The organism is Pseudomonas gozinkensis (assembly GCF_014863585.1).
Classification (GTDB): domain Bacteria; phylum Pseudomonadota; class Gammaproteobacteria; order Pseudomonadales; family Pseudomonadaceae; genus Aquipseudomonas; species Aquipseudomonas gozinkensis.
In genome coordinates this window covers 3431388-3451924 of the sequence record NZ_CP062253.1, presented here as the reverse complement: position 1 = coordinate 3451924, position 20537 = coordinate 3431388, and the positions used below count along the sequence as shown (strand labels likewise).

Here is a 20537-nt window from a genome sequence, read left to right as displayed (position 1 = left end):
CAATTACAGTAGCCCTGCCTGGGTCATCAGTTCGACGGCTTTCTTGCTGTCGAGCTTCGATGCATCGACTTTCGGTGCGTCCAGGTCCTTCAACGGCACCAGTTTTGGGTTGGAAGCAGCGTCCTTGCCTACGGCGTATTCAAAGGAATTGCCGGTGCGCAGGACTTCCTGGCCTTGCTTGCCGGTGATGTACTGGAGGAATTTCTGCGCGTCTTCCTGATGCTTGCTGGAAGCCAGCACGCCGCCGCCGGAAATGCTCACGAACGCGCCCGGATCCTGATGCTTGAAGTAGTGCAGGGCGGTGTTCTTGCTGTTTTCGCCGGTCTTGGACTGATCGACGAAGTAGTAATAGTGATAGATCACGCCGCTGTCGACTTGGCCTGCGTTCACCGCTTTGAGCACCGAGCTGTTGCCACGGTAGGCGGTGAAGTTGGCTTTCATGCCCTTGAGCCATTCAAGGGTGGCGGCTTCGCCTTTCTGTTCCAGCACGGCGGCGACGATGGCCTGGAAATCCGCACCGGCAGGCGAGGCAGCCCAGCGGCCTTTCCAGGCGGGAGAGGCGAGATCCGTCAGGGATTTTGGCAGGTCTTTCTCCGCCAGTTTGGTCGGGTTGTAGACGAATACCGTGGAGCGAGCGGCGATGCCGACCCACTGACCGTGGGCCGGACGATAGGCCGCGTCAACTTGCTCAAGCGTCGCCGGAGCAATCGGCGCGAACAGCTTGGCGTTGTCCACGAGCACCATGGCCGGGGAGTTTTCCGTCAGGAATACGTCCGCAGGAGAAGACGCGCCTTCCTGCACAATCTGGTTACCCATTTCCGTGTCGTCACCGTTGCGGATCGTGACCGGAATCCCGGTTTCTTCGGTGAAGCCGGCGACCCAGGCCTTGGTCAGGGTTTCGTGCTGCGCGTTGTAGACCACAAGACCCACGGAATCGGCGGCAAACACCTGACCGGCAGCGAGCAGCGCAGTCGCCAGCGCGGCCTGTTTCAGAAAGGACGGAACGGATGGACTCATGGCGGGGCAGCTCCTGTTTTTAGACGTTATGGGCAAGCATTCGCGGGAGTTTCAATGCGAATGATTTGCAGATGTTGGCTGGCTGGCAATGTAGAGAGGCAAATGAGAAAAAAACGTCAAACCAACCGTTAATACATGTCATTGCCATTCAGGTTAGCAGTCACTCGGCGGGGACGCCGGGCGATCCCGGCGTTGTCTTTCAGGAACCTTGGGGGAGGTAGGCCACGCTTTGATCGTCGCGGCCGTGGAACAGCTGTTCGCCGCGGGTGGGCGTGGTGGTAATGACCTGATGGTCGCGGCTGAGATTGTTCAGCGGTATCGGATCGCCGATGCGGTACTGCGCGACGAAAATGGTCCGCTGCGGATCCCAGTGCTGGCCGCTGGTGCGTTCCAGCCACTCGAACATCGCGGCAGCATCGCCGTCGCGGGGAAAATCGCGGTTTTCCGGCACGTAGTAGAACGGCGCGCCGCCGGTCTGCAGGTACAGCGGGACTTTGTTGTCGACCTCGACCATCACCAGATGCCATTGGCTCAACGGTGCCCGTTGGCTGGCTTGCAGGCGCACGGCCTCGCCGAAACGGATCGCACCGCCTCCGCTGTTGGTCCACGGGTAAAACACACCGAGTATGCCGAGCAGCAGGACAGTGGCCACGCCGAAACCGATTTTCAGGCCCCGCCCGCCGAACGGTCCTGCGGCATTTCGAGCCGCCAGGCGCTGGATGATCCACCAGGCCCCGAGCAGTTGCGCGAACGGCACCAGAGGCAGCACGTAATAACTGCGTCGGCTGCCGCTGGCCGTGAAGAACAGCATTAATAACCCAAGGCCCTGAATAAGCCAGCGGGCGTCCGGTTCGATGTGTTTCCAGTTCCGCGCTGCGACCCACAAGGCAATGATCCAGCACGGCGCCCAGGGCAGGGTATAAATCGGCAGGTACAGCAAATAGGTGTAGATCGGGCCAATGTTGTCGAACGGCTGGAAAAACCGCACGACGTTTTCCCGCAACACCAGCCCGAGGCCGCTTTCCCCGTAGTCTGGCGCGCCATAGAGGTGCGACAGCAGGAACGGCGTCAGGTAGAACGCCCCTGCAATCACCAGCGCTGCCAGCAGACGCAGATTGAGATGACGCTTCCAGCGCCCTTCATGCAACAGGTGAGGCAGCAGCACCAGCCCCGGCAGGATAAAGCCGATCAGCCCTTTGAACAGTGAGGTCAGGGCCAGCAAACCGCAGAACACCACGTAGCGCGAAAACCGGGTGTCTACGGGCCCGCGCCAGTACCACCAGACCGCCGCCAGTACCCCGCACACGGTCAGAATGTCGGCTGTGGCGACTCGCGCCCAGAACACGAAGTAGAACGTAGTCGCCAGCATCCACCCGGCGATCAGCCCCGTGCCCTTGCAAAACAACTGCTCGCCCAGCCAATACACCAGCCACACGCTCAACCACGCGGACACCACCGAAGACAGGCGCAGCGACCAATGATCCAGGCCCCCGGTCAACCACGCGGTTGCGGTGATCAGCCAGTACGACAGTAACGGCTTGTCGTAGTAGGGATCGCCCTTGAGGTACGGCTCGAAGTAATCGCCGCTTTGCAGCATCTGCAACGCGATGTTGGCCCAGCGGGTTTCCGCGCCCCACAGTTCGCGGCTGCCCAGGCCCAGCAGCAACATCAGGGCGCTGGCGGCCAGCAGGAGCAGCAGGGCGGCGCGGTCATTGTTGCGCAACGTCATGGCCGACGCTGCGGGAAGAGGAAGATGTGCAGATTGCCGCGCCGGTAATGCTTGCCATCCACCGGCAGCAATTCGACTTCCTGTTCTTCCTGCGTGCTGTTGACGCGCAGGACCACACCGACGGCGCCTTTTTTCCGCGCGTCGGTCATCCACTGGCCGACGCTGTCCAGGGTGACTTTGCGTGCTGCCATGGCCGGGTCTTCGAGGCCGTATTTCAATTCGCCGATGGTGTTGAACAGGTCCACTTGCGGGCGTTTCAAGCGCCATGCCAGCGCCGAGGCCGCGCCCAGGTCGTTGCTCAGCAGGGACGCGGTTTCACTCAGTTCCCGTTGATGCTCGGCAATGAACTGATCGGGCATCTTGCTGTTGACGATCTGCGCCGGCATGGCTGCAGGCAGCAACGCCACGAGCAGTCCGATACCCAACGCCGGCATTGCCCACAATGTCAGGGGCCGCAGCACTTGCAAGGCGTTGGCGATGATCCAGCCCACCAGCACGATATAAGCCAGCGACAGGCTGAACAACTCGGTGTTTTCGTAGATTTCCTTGGTGGCCTGAAGATAGAGCAGGGCCGCCAGCGCAACACTGGCGAGCACCGTGTTGATCACACCGTTCAGACGCAGGAGCCGGCCATTGCGTTGATCCAGCCACTTGACCACGGTCTGCCCCATCAACAGCGCGACGGGAAACAGGCACGGCATGATGTACGTAGGAAGTTTGCCGCTGCTGAGGCTGAAAAATGCCAGCGGCAGCAGGAACCACAGTGCCAGGTACGTGGTTTTTGCCTCACGTTTTTCGCGCCACATGCGCAGCAGGGTCGAAGGCAGAAGCAGCGCCCAAGGCAGGGTCGAGGCAAACAGCAAGGGCAGGTAGAACCACCACGGGCGGGCATGTTGCGCGTCGTCACCGGCGGCGAAACGACGGATGTGTTCGTGCCAGAAGAAGAACCGCCAGAAGTCCGGTTCCCGGTAATGGACCGCCAGTACCCACGGCAGGCTGACGAGGGCGCAGACCACCACGGCGACCAGACCGTAACGCACCAGCTCACCGAAGCGTCGTTGCCAGACCATGTAGGGCAGGGCGATCAGCACGGGCAACAGCAGGGCCAGGAACCCTTTGGTCATCAGACCCATGCCGCACGCGACACCGAGCAGTGCCCAGCCACCCAGGCGAGCGCGGGGCGTACGGCTGTCGATGGCAAACCACACAGCCACCATGCTCAGGTTGACCCACAAGGTGAATTGCGGATCGAGGTTGGCATAGCCGGCCTGACCTGCGATCAGCCCGAAACTCATGTACAGCAGGGCGCTCGCGACGCTTATACGCGAGTTGTTCCAGAGCCGACGGGCCAGCAGGTAAGTCAGCCAGACACTCACTCCGGTACTCAGCGCCGAAGCAATGCGTACGCCGAACAGGTTGTCACCGAAAATCGCCTGGCCGATGGCAATCATCCAGTAGCCGGCAATCGGCTTCTCGAAATAACGGATGCCCATGAAGTGCGGGGCGACCCAATTGCCACTCAGCAGCATTTCCTGGCTGATCTGGCCATAGCGGGTTTCATCGGGGATCCACAGGCCGTGGGTCATCAACGGCAACAGGTAAAACACCACGAACGCCAGAATCAGGCCAGGGATGGCCCAGCGTTCGAAGGCTGTGGGTTGTGGAAACTGAAGGGCAGTGTGCCGCAGCGGGTTGTTTTCAGACGTCATGACAAAGCCTTGGTACCGTACGAAGTTCTTATGTCGATGACCTGCCCGGCGTGTTCTTGAGCGAGCGTGTCATCGTGTTGAATGAAGGCAGGTGTCGGGGCATTTCCTGTATCCAGAGAACCGCCGTACCTCCAGGCCGAAGTTCTCGCGATATAGCCAAGCCTAAAAAAACCAGCTGTCCAGTAAGTCGGAGGGCAGATACATTTCTCATTACAATTTAATGAAGTCTGCTTTGTTTAATTCAATACAGCTCAGAACTTTCAATTAGCGGTAGCCTGGGCGTTAATCACTATTGAGTTGAGACCAGGCCTCGGCATTCAAAATGCCCAGCACTTTAAGTTGCCCCTTGTCATCAATGCGAACAAACAGCGTGCTGCCGTAATCAGCGACCACCGCGTGGGGGAAACCGGTCTGTTTTTCAAAATCGCTGATGCAACCGCTGTGGGTGACCAGCACCAGATTGTGTTGTGCGACTTTGTGCGCCACCACATCGTTACGCAGCGACGGACCGCAGGATTCAAGCCAGGTCTGGGCAGTGGCGTCCTGCCCGAACATGGCACGCGCCGTCTGCACCGTACGGGTCAGTGGGCTGGTAAAAACCTGCGCCTGCTGCATGCCCAGGCTCACGAATCCCTTGCCCACTTGCGCGGCCGACTCGTTGCCGGCCTGAGTGATCCCGTCTCCCGGGCCCAGACAAATATTGTCGGAGCGGTCGCAACGTTCGGCGTGACGCACCAGCGCCACGACTTCGCCAGCCTGCCAGGCTCTGGTCCAGTCAGCCATTGCTGTCTTGCCCGCCTGGCCCAGATCAATGGGTGAACGGGTGACCCAGACGAAGCCGCTGACCAGTGCAGTCGCTACCACTGCACCGATGACCGTGAGCAGTTTCCCAAGTCGCAATGTTCGACGTTGTTTATAGACGGCTGTTAATTGCATCTGTCGCTCCACGCCATGCCCCTTAACTTCGCAGGCGAGACTGGCCCGCGATTTAATCAACTTTATGGTTGCGTACTTGAATGCTGGCTGAATGTTGGAGCTGTTCGCGTTGGGCGGCAGTGAAGAACATGTGAAAAATTTGCGAGCGTTGAAAGTGCGTTAATTAATCGGGTTTCTGATAACCAGACTCAAATACGCTTTTTTTGCCGGGCTGGCTTAACAAATGTTCCTGTTTGAGGTGAAGCTGATTCCGTTCGGTCAACTTACTTAGTCATACGCCTGATGTTGACCGCTGAGTCTGATAACAAAAAGTGGAGTCTTCCAGCCGAATGGATTTCAAGCAAAGCCTGACGAAACGGATCGTGACCGTATTCGCCTTGATGAGCGCGCTGGTGGCCGGGGTGTTTGCGCTGGGAATCGTGGCCACCGTGCATGTGGTGGAACACCGGTTGACGAGCACCACCTTGAGTGGCGGTCTTCATCGTTTACTGGCGATGGATGACATCAGTCGCTGGAGCCATCGACCGGAAAAGAGCGAGCTGTTTTTCTTCGAAGGCGGACCGGGTGCCATGGCGCTGGTTCCGTCACTGGCGGCTCTGTCGCCGGGGTTTCAGGAGGTCATGTTCGAGGGCGACGGTTTTTTCGCCATGGTCGAGGTGGTGGGCGGACGCAAGTACGTGCTGTTGCGTGACCAGGAAAGTCTCGAACAGCGTGAGCATCTGTTGTTCATTGTGGTGGCGGTGGGTTTCATCCTGAGCATTCTGCTGGCGATTGCGCTGGGCCGATTGCTGGCTCGGCGGGTGATGGCCCCGGTCATCCGTCTGGCGCGTCAGGTTCGTCACCGCGATCAGTTACTGGTCCTGGCGCCGCCCCTGCATCCGGACTACGCGGCGGACGAAGTCGGTGAGCTGGCACTCTCGTTCGATCAGACACTGGGCCGTCTGCGCGAGACGCTGAGCCGCGAAAAACTGTTCACCAGCGACGTGAGCCATGAACTTCGTACACCGTTAATGGTGCTCGGCGGTGCCTGTGAGTTGCTGCTCGCCAATCCGTCGCTTGATGTGCGCTCGGCCGCGCAGGTCAACCGCATCGCCCGGGCCAGCCATGAAATGCGGCAGTTGGTGGATACCTTCCTGATGCTCGCCCGCTCGCAGGAAGATACCGGCGGTGACATTTGCGTCACGCTCGGGGAGGTAGCGCGAGTCCAAAGCGAAATCTGGGGCCGGCTGATCCGCGAAAAAGGCCTGGATTTTTTCTGCGATATCAACCCGGCCGGCGCGGCTTGCTTCAATCAGACCTTCCTGCAGTCAGTGATGGGCAACCTGCTGCGAAATGCCTGGCACTACACCGATCAGGGTTTTGTCAGGCTTACCGTCGCAGAACACGGATTTGTGGTTGAAGACAGCGGCATCGGCATTCCGGAGGAACGGCGACAAGCCATGTTCCAGCCGTTCGTGCGCGGTGACGAACGTCGAGGCGAGGGACTTGGACTGGGGCTGTCACTGGTGCAGCGGATTTGCAACCGGGAGCACTGGCAGGTCGAGCTGACAACCCGTGAGCCCAACGGCTGTCGTTTTACCGTCTTGTTGAAGCCGGAGGCTCAGGACGCCGGTGGACAGCCCCGCGAGGTGCCCGCCGCCTGACGGATCAACGCGGCCAGACGCTTGACGTTGTTCTGCTGGGCCACCACCAGATCGTCGATGCTCGGCCCGGACGGGGTTTGCAGCAGGGAGCGGCAAGCGAGCAGGTTGTCATCACCCGTGTCGGCCTGGCGCAGGCGCCATTTGACGTCGATCAGCCCGTATTGCCCGGGAATCGAATCGAAGCGTTGCACATCGATGCGCACCGAGGTTTTGCGCGAGCTGCCGGCGTTGCTCAGTTGATCCACCAGCGCGCTGCGCAATTCATCGCTCAGGCTCGCGCCCCACCATTCAGTCTCAAGGATCGCCAGGCCGCTGTTGCCCTGGCGGATGACGATCTGCGGCCGGTCAACCTGCGGCGGCACGCTGATGCCTTCGATGGCGATTTCCGAACCGGCGCGGCCAGCCATCGGTTGCGTCGGCGTCAGAGTATGGAAGCTGATCGGGGCGCTGCTGCAGGCGCCGAGCAACAGGCCGATCGCGAGCACGGTGAACTTCAGCTTTAAAGCCATGGGACAGCTCCTGTGCTCAATTGCGCGGCGGCCCTTTGAGGTCCAGCGGCGCAGCGTTGTCGGGGCGGCCGCGAATCAACGATTCCGGATGACGGCCCAGGTAATCGGACAGCTCACGCAGCGAACGGGACATGCGCCCGAGTTCGTCGAGGGTCTGGGTCAGTTGTTCGCGTTGCGGCGAGTCTTCGGCCAGGGTCGAGCTGGCCGATTGCAGGGTCTTGCTCACGTCGGCGAGGGTGTTCTGCACGCCGGGCAGGGTCTTGGCGTTGAACTGGGTCAGGCCTTTGCGCAATTCCACGAGGTTGCTGTCGAGGTTGCCGGCAATCCGTTCCACCGGCAGCTTGTTGAGCTTGTCGATCATCGCTTCGAGTTTTTCCTGCAACTGTTCGAGGCTGCCGGGGACGGTCGGAACGCTGATCGGGCGAACGGTTGGGTCAAACGCCACTTTTTCGGCTTTAGGGAAGAAGTCCAGGGCAATGTACAACTGGCCGGTCAGCAGGTTGCCGCTGCGGGCCTGGGCGCGCAGACCGTTGTCGATAAAGGTGCCGATCAGGCGCACGGCCGCCGCTTCGTCGTCCGGATTGTGCTCAAGTGCCTTGAGCATCTTGATGTGAGCCTGGCCGAGGCGTGCCGGGTAGATCACGATGCCGACGTTGAGCGGGAAACTGCGTTTTTTCGCGTCGAAGTCCAGGTTGACGCTGACCACCCGGCCGATCTCGATGCCGAGGAATTCCACCGGCGCATCGACTTTCAGCCCGCGCAGGGCCTGGTCGAAACGCAGGCTCAGGTACTGCGCCTTGCCGTTGGGCGGGGCGAGGGCGGTTTGCTGGTCGTCGAACAGGTCGTAAGTCCTTTCTTCGGCGGCAGCGACATCGTTGGGGCTGTACTCCGGCGCGCGGAAGGCGATGCCGCCGACCAGCAAGGTCGACAAGGATTCGGTTTTCACCGCAAAACCGTTGGCGCCGACGTTGACGTCAATGCCGCTGGCGTTCCAGAACCGGGTGTTTTCCGTGACGTAGGCATCGTTCGGCGCGTGAATGAATACCTCGATGTTCACCCCTTTACCATCGGGGTCCAGCGCATAAGCCACCACCTGGCCAACCGGGATCTTGCGGTAATAGACCGGCGAGCCGATGTCCAGCGAACCGAGGTCCGAGGCGTGCAGATTGAAGCGCTTGCCCGGTTCGCCATAGGTGATCGGCGGCGGGTTTTCCAGGCCTTTGAAGTGTTTTGCGCGCGAGTTGGACTGTCCGATATCCGCGCCGATGTAGTCACCGGACAGCAACGTGTCGATGCCCGAGACGCCGCCCGCACCGATGCGCGGGCGCACGACCCAGAACTGCGAGTCTTCGCGGGTAAAGGTTTCGGCCTGTTTGGCCAGTTTGATCGTGGCGTTGACGCTTTTCTGGTCGTCGCTCAGCTCCACATCCGTGACCTGGCCGACGACGACATTGCGGTATTTGACTTCGGTCTTGTTGGCGGTCAGGCCGCTGCCGGTCTTGAAGGTGACGGTGATAGTGGGGCCTTCCTGCATGAGGTTGTGCACCACCAGCGAGATGCCCACCAGCACCGCGACGATCGGCACGATCCACACCAGCGAAATGCTGAAGCGTCGGGTCTTGACCGGCGCCTGGCCGGGCGCTCGCGGTTGATCGGCGGCTGACGACTCCATCCATGACCTCCAAAGTGTGTTGGGCACTGAGCGTCAGGAACGCAAAAGCACTTCATCAATATAGAAGTGCTTCGCGATAGAGCAAATGTGCAGGACGCTTTATCCCAACAACTCCCGCAGGCGATACCAGAACATGCCCAGTGCCAGCAGTGGCGAACGCAGCGCCGGGCCGCCGGGGAAGGTCATGTGCGGCACGTTGCTGAACACGTCCATGCCCTGACTGTGACCGGCATGAATCGCTTCGCCCAACAATTTGGCGCACCAGTGGGTGACGTTCAGGCCGTGGCCGGAATAGCCTTGGGCATAGAACACATTCGGGTGTTGCTTCAGCCGGCCGACCTGCGGGAAACGGTTGGCGGTGATGCCGATCTTGCCGCCCCACTGGTAGTCGATGCGTACGTCCGCCAATTGCGGAAACACCTTGAGCATCTTCGGTCGCATGTAGGCGGCGATGTCGGCCGGATCCCGTCCCGAATAATGGCAGGCACCGCCGAACAGCAAGCGCCGGTCCGCCGAGAGCCGGTAGTAATCGAGGCCGACTTTCTGGTCGCACAGCGCCAGGTTCTGCGGAATCAGTTCGGCGGCGCGTTCCGCCGACAGCGATTCGGTGGCGATGATGTAACTGCCGGCAGGCAAGACTTTGCCGCTGAGTTGCTGTTCGAGCTCATCCAGGTGCGCGTTGCAGCCGAGCACCAGACTGCCGGCGCGCACGGTGCCGGTTCGGGTGCGCACCTGAACCGTCGGGCCATGGACGATTTCCAGCACCGGGCTCTGCTCGAAGATCCGTACCCCGAGGGAGGCTGCCAGCCGCGCTTCGCCCTGGACCAGATCCAGCGGATGCAAGTGGCCCGAGCCCATGTCGATCAGGCCGCCCTTGTAGACACCCGCGTTCACCACTTGCTGACGAATCAGCTCAGGGGCGACCAGCCGCGTTTCATGGCGGTAACCCAACTGCGCCAGGCTGTCCTGCTCGGCCTTGAAGGCGTCGAACTGCGCCGACGTGTTGGCCAGCTCGCAGAAGCCCCAGCGCAGGTCGCACTCGATGGCGTTGTCGCTGATGCGCTGGCGCACCAGTTCCACCGAATCGATCCCGGCCCTGTGCAGGTAGCGCACGCCTTCGGCGCCGACATGCCGGGCGAAACCTTCGACGTCATGACCGATCCCGCGTATCAACTGCCCGCCATTGCGCCCGCTGGCGCCCCAGCCGATGCGCCGCGCTTCGAGCAGAATCACCGACAGTCCGCGCTGCGCCAGTTCAATGGCCGTGTTGACGCCGGTGAAGCCGCCGCCGATCACGCAGACATCGGCGATCAGGTCACCCTCAAGTTCCGGATAGGGTGTGCTGGCCCGGGCCGACGCGGCGTAATAGGAGAGGGCATGTTCCTGGGTGTACTGATTCATTTGTTCGACTTCACTTTGCTCCAGGACCGGGTCATCAGACGCATGATCGACTGGGGCGGGGTAGAGGAGATGTAGAGCTTGTCGAGGACTTCCTGAGGCGGATAGACCTCGGGATTGTTGACCAGCTCGGCATCCATGTATTGCTTGGCGGCCGGGTTGGGGTTGGCGTAGCCGACCGAGGCGCTGACCTTGGCGATCACTTGCGGATCGAGCAGGTAATTGATGAAGGCGTGGGCTTCCTTGGTGTTGCCGGCGTCAGCGGGAATCGCCAGCAGGTCAAACCACAGGTTCGCGCCTTCCTTGGGAATCGAGTACGCGATGTTCACACCGTTCTTGGCTTCCTTGGCGCGGTTGGCGGCCTGGAACACGTCGCCTGAATAACCGAAGGCCACGCAGATGTCGCCGTTGGCCAGGTCGGACACGTATTTCGAGGAGTGGAAATAGGTGATGTACGGCCGGATGCTCAGCAGTTTCTCTTCGGCCTTTTTGTAGTCCTCGGGTTTTTCGCTGCGCGGGTCCATGCCCATGTAGTTGAGGATCGCCGGGAATACTTCATCGGCCGAGTCCATCATCGACACACCGCACTGGGTGAGTTTCTTCAGGTTCTCCGGTTCGAACAGCACGGCCCAGGAGTCGATGTGATCGATGCCCAGCACTTGCTTGACCTTGTCGACGTTGTAGCCGATGCCGTTGGTGCCCCACAGGTACGGCACCGAGTGCTCGTTGCCCGGATCGTTCTTTTCCAGCAGGGCCAGCAGTTTCGGGTCGAGGTTTTTCCAGTTCGGCAGTTGCGATCGATCCAGTTTCAGGAACGCGCCGGCCTTTACCTGACGGGCGAGGAAGTGGTTGGACGGCACCACCACGTCATACCCGGTACGACCGGCGAGCAGTTTGCCCTCGAGGGTTTCGTTGGAGTCGAAGACGTCGTAGATCACCTTGATCCCGCTGCTGGACTGGAAGTCGGCGAGGGTGGTTTCGCCGATGTAATCGGTCCAGTTGTAGACGCTGACCTGGGGTTGGGCGAAGGCACCGGCACTGCACGCCAGGGCCAGCGCGGCGGGGATCATGGATTTCAACAGACGCATATCGACACCTCTTCGAATTATTGGATTTCAGGTGAGCACGGTCCCTTGTGGGAGCTGGCTTGCCAGCGATAGCGGTGGGTCAGTCGATAGAGATGTTGACTGTGCCGACGCCATCGCTGGCAAGCCAGCTCCCACAGGGGCGTGGGTGTTGGTTAAACGCTCAGCAACAGGAACTCTCGCTCCCAGGAACTGATCACGCGCTTGAAGTTCTCGTGCTCGGCGCGTTTCACCGCGACGTAGCCGCGCACGAATTTGCTACCCAGGTATTGCGCGACGGTGTCGCACTCTTCCATTTGGGTCAGGGCTTCTTCGATGGTGATCGGCAGGCGCAGGTTGCGACGTTCATAAGCCCGGCCTTCGACGGCGGCGCTCGGTTCGATACCTTCGACCATGCCGATGTAACCGCACAGCAGGCTCGCGGCAATGGCCAGGTACGGGTTGGCGTCGGCGCCGGGCAGACGGTTTTCAACTCGCATCGCTTCAGGCCCCGACGTCGGGACCCGCAGGCCGACGGTGCGGTTTTCTTCGCCCCACTCGACGTTGACCGGTGCCGAAGTGTCCGGCAGGAAGCGGCGGAACGAGTTCACGTTCGGCGCGAACATCGGCAGCACTTTCGGGATGTACTTCTGCAGGCCGCCGATGTGGTGGCGGAACAGGTCGCTCATGCTGCCGTCGGCATTGGCGAAAATCGGTTGGCCGCTGGCGATCTCGACCACGCTCTGGTGCAGGTGCATGGCGCTGCCGGGCTCGTCGCCGATCGGCTTGGCCATGAAGGTCGCGGTGACGTTGTGCTTGAGCGCGGCTTCACGCAGGGTTCGCTTGAACACGGTGATCTGGTCGGCCAGGTCCAGCGCGTCGCCGTGACGGAAGTTGATTTCCATCTGCGCCGGGCCGTCTTCGTGGATCAGCGTGTCCAGGTCCAAACCCTGCAGTTCGCACCAGTCGTAGACGTCTTCGAACAGCGGATCGAACTCGTTGGCGGCGTCGATGGAGAACGACTGACGACCGCTTTCGGCGCGACCGGAACGGCCCAGCGGTGCCTTCAATGGCAAGTCCGGGTCTTCGCAGCGCTGGGTCAGGTAGAACTCCATTTCCGGCGCCACGATCGGCTTCCAGCCTTTGTCGGTGTACAGCTGCAGGACTTTCTTCAGCACGTTGCGCGGCGACAGTTCGATCGGGTTGCCGAATTTGTCGAAGGTGTCGTGGATGACGATGGCAGTCGGCTCGATGGCCCACGGAATCACGTACACCGCATCGCTCACCGGCTTGCAGACCATGTCGATGTCGGCCGGGTCGAGCAGGTCGTAGTAGATGTCGTCGTCGACAAAATCCCCGGTTACCGTTTGCAGCAGCACACTTTCCGGCAGGCGCATGCCTCGCTCATGCAGGAACTTGTTGGTCGGTGCGATCTTGCCGCGGGCGATGCCGGTCAGGTCGCTGACCACACATTCCACTTCGGTAATCTTGTGATCTTTCAGCCACGTGAACAGCTGATCGAAAGGGGCATTCATAAAGACCTCGTCGTTGGTTTCATTGACGCGGGGGAAGTGCGATTTCATCTTTCGCAGGCTTCCCCTGTGGCGCGTTGACGACTATCTTGGGCGGGCCTTGACGTTCCATCTATCCACTTTCAGCAGCACCAAAGCGCACCAAAAGAGTGCGCAAGGTTCCCCATGACGACGTGCAATCCGCTTCAGGTTCAAGCGTTCAACACCGCCGATGTCACCGAACAGATCCGCGCCACGCCGGGTTGGGTTCAGCATTACCAGCAGATGTCGCCGGGGCATTTCGCCGGGCAGATCCGCTATCTGGATTTGCAGGGTGTCGAGGTTTACGAAGAACAGATGAACACCCGGGTCGAGCAGAATTTCAGCGCGCCTGAAGGCTCGCTGGCGTTCTGTTTCGATCGCAGCGACAACGCGCTCTACCTGCTCAATGAAGAGAGTCGCAACATCTGGATCACCCCGGAGAATTACCAGGAAATCGCCGTGGTGTTCGGCCCGGACTTCGTGCGCCGCAACGGACTGGACGTGGCCAGGCTGGAAGGTCTGTTCATGGCGCCGCTCAATGGCGCGCAGAACGGATTGTTCAGCCGCTGGTTAAGCTCGACCCTCACGAAGTTGTCGCAACCCCTTGATCAGCCGGGCAAAGAAGCACTGACCCAACAGTTGCTGGAGGACTGCCTGTTCATCCTCGACAACGCGAGCGTGTGCCTGGATGGCGGCGGTTTGCAGCGTCGCGCCGAAGAGCGGATCACCCTCAAACGCGTAGGGGAGTGGGCGGCGGATTCGCCGGAAGAAACCCTCAATCTGCTGGAATTGTCGCGGGTCGCCGGGGTTTCCCTGCGTCAGTTGCAGCAGACCTTTAAGGCCTATACGGGGATGTCGCCGAGCCATTGGCTGCGTTTGCGCAGGCTCAATAGCGCGCGGCGGGAATTGCTCAAGCGCTCGCCGGCAGATACGACGGTGGCGGAGGTCGCGATGAACTGGTCGTTCTGGCATTTGGGCCGTTTTTCAAGCAGTTACCGGGCGATGTTCAAGGAGTTGCCGAGCGAGACCTTGAAGCGCTCGTCGTCTTCGTGACCGGTACACGCTTGAAATCGCCCGAAAAGAACGTGGTTTCACGCCAGCATATTAATTAGAATCACTCTCATTTGTATCCTTCGGGCAGGATCTGTTGAGATGATTGAAGCGGCGAAGCCACCGGAACACAGCCTGCATGACCTGTATCGCGACCATCGAGGCTGGCTGGAAAACTGGCTGCGCCGCCGCATGGGCAATGCGTGGGATGCCGCTGATCTGAGTCAGGATACGTTCCTGCGGGTGCTCGGCAATTCGCAAGCGCTCGTCGACATGCGTGAGCCCCGTGCCTATTTGCTGACAGTCGGCAAGCGCCTGCTGAGCAACTTCTACACCCGGCGCAGCCTGGAACAGGCGTATCTGAATGCCTTGGCGCAGCTTCCAGAAGACTGTGTGCCGTCACCGGAGCAGCGCTGGATTCTGCTGGAAACCCTGCAAGCCCTCGATGAATTGCTCGATGGGCTGCCACGTCCCGTGCGCCGTGCATTTCTGTGGAGTCAGCTCGAAGGCCTGGGCTACCGCGAAATCGCCGAACGCCTGCAAGTCTCCGAACGCACGATCAAGCGCTACATGGCGCAGGCTTACGAACATTGCCTGCTGGTGGACCTGTAATGCGCACGGCCCCGTCGAGCGAGGCCCGCGAGGTCGCACGGGCCGCCGCACATTGGTTGGCGTTGCTTGAATCCGGAGAAGCGACGGACGCCGATCACGCCCGATTGCAAACGTGGCGCAGCAGTCACGGCAGCCATGAAAATGCCTGGCAAAAAGCCCAACTGTTGCGTCAACGTTTTTGCGAACTGCCCCCGGCGCTGGCGATGGCCACCCTGGACCGACCGGACCCCGCGCGGCGTGCAGCGCTCAAACGCATGCTCGGTGTCGCCGCACTGGTGCCGGCGGCCTGGCTGGTCAGTCGCCAGCTGCCGCTGGATGTCTGGCGCGCCGATTTGCACACCGGGACTGGCGAACGAAAAAAGATGCCGCTGGCCGATGGCAGCTCGTTGCAGCTCAATACCGACAGTGCGGTGAACGTCGATCTCGCGGCCCGTCAGTTGACCCTGGTGCGCGGTGAAATGGCGCTCAAGGTGTCGGGCAGCGCGCCTTTGACGATCCGGGCACCGTTCGGTCGCATCACGGTCAGCGGCAGTGAAGTCTGCGTGCGGCTCGACGAGCGCGCTTGTCAGGTATCGGTGGTCAGCGGGGCCGTGCATCTGCAACCCCTGCAGGGCCCGGAACTGACCTTGCGCGCCGGACAACGGATCAGCCTGCAAGCCAGTGGTGCTGGCCCGATTGGCGCCTTCGACGCCATGCTTCCGGACTGGCGCAGCGGTGTGCTGATGGCGCAAAACCAGCCACTGGGGGATTTTTTGCGTGAACTGGGTCGCTATCGATCCGGAATGCTGCGCTGGGATCCGGCGCTGGAAAACCTGCGTGTCACTGGCAGTTTCCGTCTCGACAACACCGACCGCGTGCTGGCCCTGCTGGCCGCGAGTCTGCCGCTGGAGGTGCATTCGCGGACGCGTTACTGGGTCACGCTGGTGCCGCGGAAAAATATCGGTTGAAGCCTGTCCCTTTTTTTCGCCTCGCTGGTCATTCCAGTCAAGTGAACCGAAAACGAGAGCTTCTCCCCATGTCCGCAGTCTTCCCGAGCCGTTTGCGTCCGTTGTTGCAGTTGAGTCTGATGCTGAGCCTGAGTGCCAGCCCGTTGTTGATGTCAGAGAGTCGTGCCGACGACGCCCGCCGCAGTTATCAAGTGCCGGCGGGCAGCCTGAGCGCTGCGCTGACTCGCTTCGCGGGACTTGCCGGCGTCAACCTGTCGGTGGACCCGGCGCTGGTCAGCGGGCGCAGCAGCGCGGGGCTGGCCGGTGATTTCGGGGTGGAGGAGGGGTTCGCCCGACTGCTGTCCGGCTCCGGCCTGCAACTGCAACCGGTGGGCGAGCAAGCCTACATTCTGGTGCCAGCGCCCGAGGGCGGCAGCCTGCAACTGGCGCCGACCTCGATTCTTGGGGCCAATGATGAAAGTGGAGGGGATGTATTCGCCGGCGGCCAGGTGGCCCGACGGGGTTCACAAGGTTTGCTGGGCTCGCGGGATTTCATGGAAACGCCGTTCAGCATAACCACCTACACCAGTGAGGCGGTCAAGAATCAGCAGGCGCGAACGCTGGGCGATCTGATCGCCAGCGATCCCTCCGTCCGCGCGACCAACCCGGCGGGCGGCCGCTACGAGCAATTCACCATTCGCGGTTTCAGCCTGTTCAACAGCGATGTCGCTTACAACGGCCTCTACGGCGTGCTGCCGACTTACACGATCGACATGGAAATGGCCGATCGCGTCGACATCCTCAAAGGCCCGAGCCAGCTCATCAACGGTATCTCTCCGCGCGGCAGCGTCGGTGGCGGCATCAACGTCGTGCCAAAACGCGCGACCGACAAACCGATCACTTCAATGACCGCCAACTACGCATCGAACAATCAGGTCGGCGGCGCGGTGGATGTCGGCCGGCGTTTTGGCGAAGACAACCAGTTCGGCCTGCGCTTCAACGGCGTGAAACAGTCCGGCGATACCGAATGGGATCATCAAAGTGTCGATCGTGACATGGCGGTGCTGGGCCTGGATTTTCGCGGTGAGCGCCTGCGCCTCTCGACCGATATCGGCCGCACCGAACGCGATACCGATGCGCCGCAGGAGCGTGTCCAGGTGGGCGCCAATGCGCGGGTCCCGAGCGCCAGTGAGGTGCGCCATAACTACGCGCAGCCCTGGAGCAAGGCGCGTACCAAGGACACGTTCGGCACGGTCAACGCCGAGTTCGATGTCAACGATTCGACGATGCTGTATGGCGGCGTCGGCGCGCGCAAAAGCAATCACGATTTTCTTCGGCACGCGGTTTCGGTGACTAACAACGCCGGGGATTTCAGCGTCCAGCCCCGGGATTTCACCCGCGACGAAAACGTCCGCACGGCAACCGCCGGTGTGCGCAACTGGTTTCACACCGGGCCCGTGAGTCACGAGATCAATCTGGCCGCCAGCTATTTCTATATGGATTTCGAGAACGGTGGCGCGCGTTACGCGGCAGCCCCCAGCAATCTCTACAACCCGGTGGAAACCCGAACCCCCGTGCGCCCTACACGACAGGATGCCGAGGTCTACACCGAAAACCGTTTCAGTGGCGTGGCGCTGGCCGACACCTTGGGTTTCTTCGATGATCGTCTACTGCTGACCCTCGGTGCCCGCTGGCAACGGGTGAAGGTCGATGACTGGTCCGACAACGTCAAGGGCGACACCGCCTACGATGAGGAAAAGGTTTCGCCGTCGGGTGGCCTGCTGTTCAAGGCCACCGACAGGTTGTCGCTGTACGCCAATTACATGGAAGGCTTGAGTCAGGGCAAGATCGCGCCATCGACGTCCGTGAACGAGGACGAAATCTTCCCGCCGTTCATCAGTCGCCAGGTCGAGGTGGGTGCCAAGTACGACGCCGGCTCGTTCGGCCTGACCGCTGCCGTGTTCCGGATCAAACAGCCGGCGTACGAAACCAACGCCGTTACCCGGGTGTTCGGCCCCAACGGCAAACGCCAGAACGACGGTGTGGAACTGTCTGTGTTCGGCGAGCCGCTAAAAGGCTTCCGTTTGCTGGGTGGCGTCATGTACATCGACAGCGAACTGACCCACACCACCAACGGCACGTTCGACGGCAATCGTGCACCGGCGACGCCCAAATACAACGTCAACCTGGGCGCCGAATGGGACGTGCCGAACGTGCAGGGGCTGACCTTGACCGGGCGGGGGATCTACTCCGGCTCGCAGTATCTGGATCAGTCCAACGACAAGGAAATAGACGCCTGGGAACGCTTTGATGTGGGCGCACGCTACGCATTCAAAGTCGACGAAAAGACCATCACGCTGCGGGCCAATGTGGAGAACGTGGCGGACAAGCGTTACTGGAGCTCCGCCGGGGCTTCGGATGACAGCGAACCGGGTTTGACGCTGGCGACGCCAAGAACTTATCTGCTGTCGGCTACGGTGGATTTCTGACCGGGCAAGAGGGGTCGGTTCTTGACGACATCAGGTCACTGACCCGCGCCACCAGCGTGTCGACCGCGAAGGGCTTGGTCAGCACCTGCATACCGGGGCCCAGTTGACCCGAGCCGATCACTGCGTTTTCTGCGTATCCGGTAATGAAAAGTGTCGTCAGGTTCGGGCGGATTTCCCGTCCGGCGTCGGCCAGCTGCCGACCGTTCATGCCACCCGGAAGGCCGACGTCGGTAATCAGCAAGTCGATATGCACGTTCGATTGCAATAGCCTCAGTCCTGCAACGCTGTCGCCCGCCTCGAGCAAGTTAAATCCGAGCTCGCCGAGCACCTCGGTCAACAACGCGCGCACCGTGGGTTCATCGTCCACCACCAGAATGGTCTCGCTGGCCTTGGGCACCACCGCCGGTGCGATGTGCTTGTCATCGTGACTCTGCACGGGATCGCCACTGTGACGAGGCAGATAGATGCACATCGTGGTGCCCCGGTCGACCTGCGAGCGCACGCGCACCTGGCCGCCGGACTGCTTGGCGAACCCGTAGATCATCGACAACCCCAGCCCCGTGCCCTGGCCCAGCGGTTTGGTGGTAAAGAACGGGTCGAAGGCCTTGGCGATGACATCGGCCGACATACCGGTGCCGGTATCGGTGACGCACAGGCACACATACTCACCCTCGGGCATGTCCAGGGCGCTGGCGATCCCGGCGTTCAGGGTGCGATTGGCCGTCTCGATGGTAATGCGACCGCCATCGGGCATCGCATCGCGGGCGTTGATGCACAGATTGAGCAGCGCGTTTTCCAGTTGACTGGCATCGACCAGTGTTGGCCAGAGCACCGGCGAGCCGATCGTTTCCAGAAGGATGCTCGGCCCCACCGTGCGCTGGATCAATTCGGTCATGCCTGTCATCAGCGTGTTGACATCGGTGGGCCGCGGATCGAGGGTCTGGCGTCTGGAGAACGCCAGCAGGCGGTGGGTGAGGGCGGCGGCACGCTTGACCGCGCCCTGTGCGGTCACCATGTACTTGTCGACTTCGCTCAATCGGCCCTGTTTGATTCGCGTGCCCATCAATTCCAGCGCGCCGGAGACGCCCGCGAGCAAGTTGTTGAAATCGTGCGCGAGGCCACCGGTCAATTGGCCGACCGCTTCCATCTTCTGCGACTGCCGCAGTTTTTCCTCCGCTTGCATCAGCTCGGCGGTGCGCGATGACACCCGTTGTTCAAGTGTGTCGTTAAGTGCCCGCAACGCGGCGATGGCCCGGTCGCGCTCCGCCTCGACGGTGCGCCGTTCCTCGACGTCGATCAGCACGCCGGGAAAGCGCAGGGGAATTCCGTCATCTGCACACTCAACGCGGCCGTTTGCCTCGATCCACTGGTATCTGCCGTCCGCGCGGCGCACACGGTACTGATGGGAATAGGCGCCTCCGCGGCCAATGGCTTCGTCGATCGCTGTGGTCAGGCCGCCCCGGTCATCGGGGTGCACGCTGGTGATCACTTGTTCGAGGCTGAGGCCTTCACGCCCCAGTGCCGGATCGAGGTTGAACACCTGGGCGAAGCCGTCGTCAATGGCAAAGCGATTGGTCAACAGGTCCCAGTGCCAGGTGCCGATGATGGCGCCGGCGGCGAGTGCCAGTTGTACCCGCTCGACGTTTTCCCGCGCGATGGCCTCACTGGCGCGCAAGCGTTCTTCTGCGTCGCGCCGCTCGGTGACGTCGTTGAACAGGATTGCGATCTGCCGGTCGGCCGGATCGCCGACACGCACGGCGCGCACATCGAACCAGCGCTCAAAAGTATTGGCGTAGTTCTCGAAGTTCGCCGGTTCCCCTGTCTTGGCCACGTGGCCGTAGGTTTCGAACCAGAAGCGTTCCAGATTGGGTGCGAACTCGGTCACCCATTTACCGCGCAGGTTGACTCCGCACTGACGCTCGAACGCCGGGTTGGCCTCGACGAAGTAGTAGTCGACAGGCTCGTCGTTGGCGTCGTATTTGACTTTGACGATGGCGAACGCCGACTCGATGGTTTCCAGAATGGTGCTGAAGCGTTCCTCACTGCGGGCGAGTGCAGCCTGGCTGGCCTGCAGTTGGGTCGCCACGTTTTGTTCAGTGTCGACTTGATTGCTCAGCAGCGCGGCGCGCAAACGCATTACCTCGGACTCAAGCGCTTCGCGATCAAGGTGTTTGAGGGTATCCATCTCACCTGCTTTGTTAAGTTGTTAAAGGGCCGGTTTCAGGGGGCG

General features: G+C 61.2%; 15 protein-coding genes. 5 read left to right on the top strand and 10 right to left on the bottom strand.

The features are described from left to right. Nucleotides 1-3 precede the first annotated feature (3 nt). The 4 genes from IHQ43_RS15140 to pmrG all read right to left on the bottom strand — a co-directional run bounded on the left by IHQ43_RS15140 (nt 4) and on the right by pmrG (nt 5391). Nucleotides 4-1017, bottom strand: coding sequence for an iron ABC transporter substrate-binding protein (locus tag IHQ43_RS15140; RefSeq protein WP_192561129.1), 1014 nt, complete (start codon nt 1015-1017; stop codon nt 4-6). Nucleotides 1018-1216: 199 nt separating this feature from the next. Next, entirely contained in the window at nt 1217-2746 is a 1530-nt protein-coding gene (locus IHQ43_RS15135; RefSeq protein WP_192561128.1) for an ArnT family glycosyltransferase, read from the bottom strand. Then, the gene (gene arnT / locus IHQ43_RS15130; RefSeq protein WP_192561127.1) at nt 2743-4455 is read right to left on the bottom strand and encodes a lipid IV(A) 4-amino-4-deoxy-L-arabinosyltransferase; all 1713 of its coding nucleotides are present in this window, start codon (nt 4453-4455) and stop codon (nt 2743-2745) included. The genes IHQ43_RS15135 and arnT overlap by 4 nt, the downstream gene beginning before the upstream one ends. Before the next feature lie 282 nt (nt 4456-4737). Then, nucleotides 4738-5391: a lipopolysaccharide core heptose(II)-phosphate phosphatase PmrG gene (gene pmrG / locus IHQ43_RS15125; RefSeq protein WP_192565004.1), complete on the bottom strand. Its 654-nt coding sequence runs from the start codon at nt 5389-5391 to the stop codon at nt 4738-4740. 329 nt (nt 5392-5720) lie between these two features. On the opposite strand from pmrG, the gene IHQ43_RS15120 reads away from it, so the two are divergent. Beyond that, entirely contained in the window at nt 5721-7034 is a 1314-nt protein-coding gene (locus tag IHQ43_RS15120) for a sensor histidine kinase (RefSeq protein WP_192561126.1), read from the top strand. Here the strand turns inward: IHQ43_RS15120 and IHQ43_RS15115 are convergent. From IHQ43_RS15115 to IHQ43_RS15095, 5 genes are all read right to left on the bottom strand, one after another. Further along, nucleotides 6992-7543, bottom strand: coding sequence for a PqiC family protein (locus tag IHQ43_RS15115; protein WP_192561125.1), 552 nt, complete (start codon nt 7541-7543; stop codon nt 6992-6994). The two genes, IHQ43_RS15120 and IHQ43_RS15115, sit on opposite strands and share 43 nt — an antisense overlap. A gap of 16 nt (nt 7544-7559) precedes the next feature. Next, nucleotides 7560-9215 carry a PqiB family protein gene (locus IHQ43_RS15110; RefSeq protein ID WP_192561124.1) on the bottom strand — a complete coding sequence of 552 codons (1656 nt, stop codon included), beginning with the start codon at nt 9213-9215 and terminating at the stop codon, nt 7560-7562. Between the two features lie 99 nt (nt 9216-9314). Continuing rightward, nucleotides 9315-10616, bottom strand: coding sequence for an NAD(P)/FAD-dependent oxidoreductase (locus tag IHQ43_RS15105; protein ID WP_192561123.1), 1302 nt, complete (start codon nt 10614-10616; stop codon nt 9315-9317). Next, entirely contained in the window at nt 10613-11701 is a 1089-nt protein-coding gene (locus IHQ43_RS15100) for a polyamine ABC transporter substrate-binding protein (protein WP_192561122.1), read from the bottom strand. The genes IHQ43_RS15105 and IHQ43_RS15100 overlap by 4 nt, the downstream gene beginning before the upstream one ends. Before the next feature lie 152 nt (nt 11702-11853). Further along, nucleotides 11854-13212: a glutamine synthetase family protein gene (locus IHQ43_RS15095; protein ID WP_007951306.1), complete on the bottom strand. Its 1359-nt coding sequence runs from the start codon at nt 13210-13212 to the stop codon at nt 11854-11856. Between the two features lie 162 nt (nt 13213-13374). Here IHQ43_RS15095 and IHQ43_RS15090 point away from each other — a divergent pair, with 162 nt between their 5' ends. From IHQ43_RS15090 to IHQ43_RS15075, 4 genes are all read left to right on the top strand, one after another. After that, the gene (locus IHQ43_RS15090) at nt 13375-14283 is read left to right on the top strand and encodes a helix-turn-helix domain-containing protein (RefSeq protein WP_192561121.1); all 909 of its coding nucleotides are present in this window, start codon (nt 13375-13377) and stop codon (nt 14281-14283) included. Between the two features lie 99 nt (nt 14284-14382). Then, on the top strand, nt 14383-14892 hold the full coding sequence (locus tag IHQ43_RS15085) for a sigma-70 family RNA polymerase sigma factor (protein WP_192561120.1): 510 nt from the start codon (nt 14383-14385) through the stop codon (nt 14890-14892). After that, nucleotides 14892-15839, top strand: coding sequence for a FecR domain-containing protein (locus IHQ43_RS15080; RefSeq protein ID WP_192561119.1), 948 nt, complete (start codon nt 14892-14894; stop codon nt 15837-15839). Before IHQ43_RS15085 ends, IHQ43_RS15080 begins: the two co-directional genes overlap by 1 nt. 68 nt (nt 15840-15907) lie before the next feature. Next, entirely contained in the window at nt 15908-18307 is a 2400-nt protein-coding gene (locus IHQ43_RS15075; RefSeq protein ID WP_192561118.1) for a TonB-dependent receptor, read from the top strand. Here IHQ43_RS15075 and IHQ43_RS15070 read toward each other — a convergent pair. Continuing rightward, nucleotides 18291-20492: a hybrid sensor histidine kinase/response regulator gene (locus IHQ43_RS15070; RefSeq protein ID WP_192561117.1), complete on the bottom strand. Its 2202-nt coding sequence runs from the start codon at nt 20490-20492 to the stop codon at nt 18291-18293. The genes IHQ43_RS15075 and IHQ43_RS15070 overlap by 17 nt on opposite strands. Between the last annotated feature and the right edge of the window lie 45 nt (nt 20493-20537).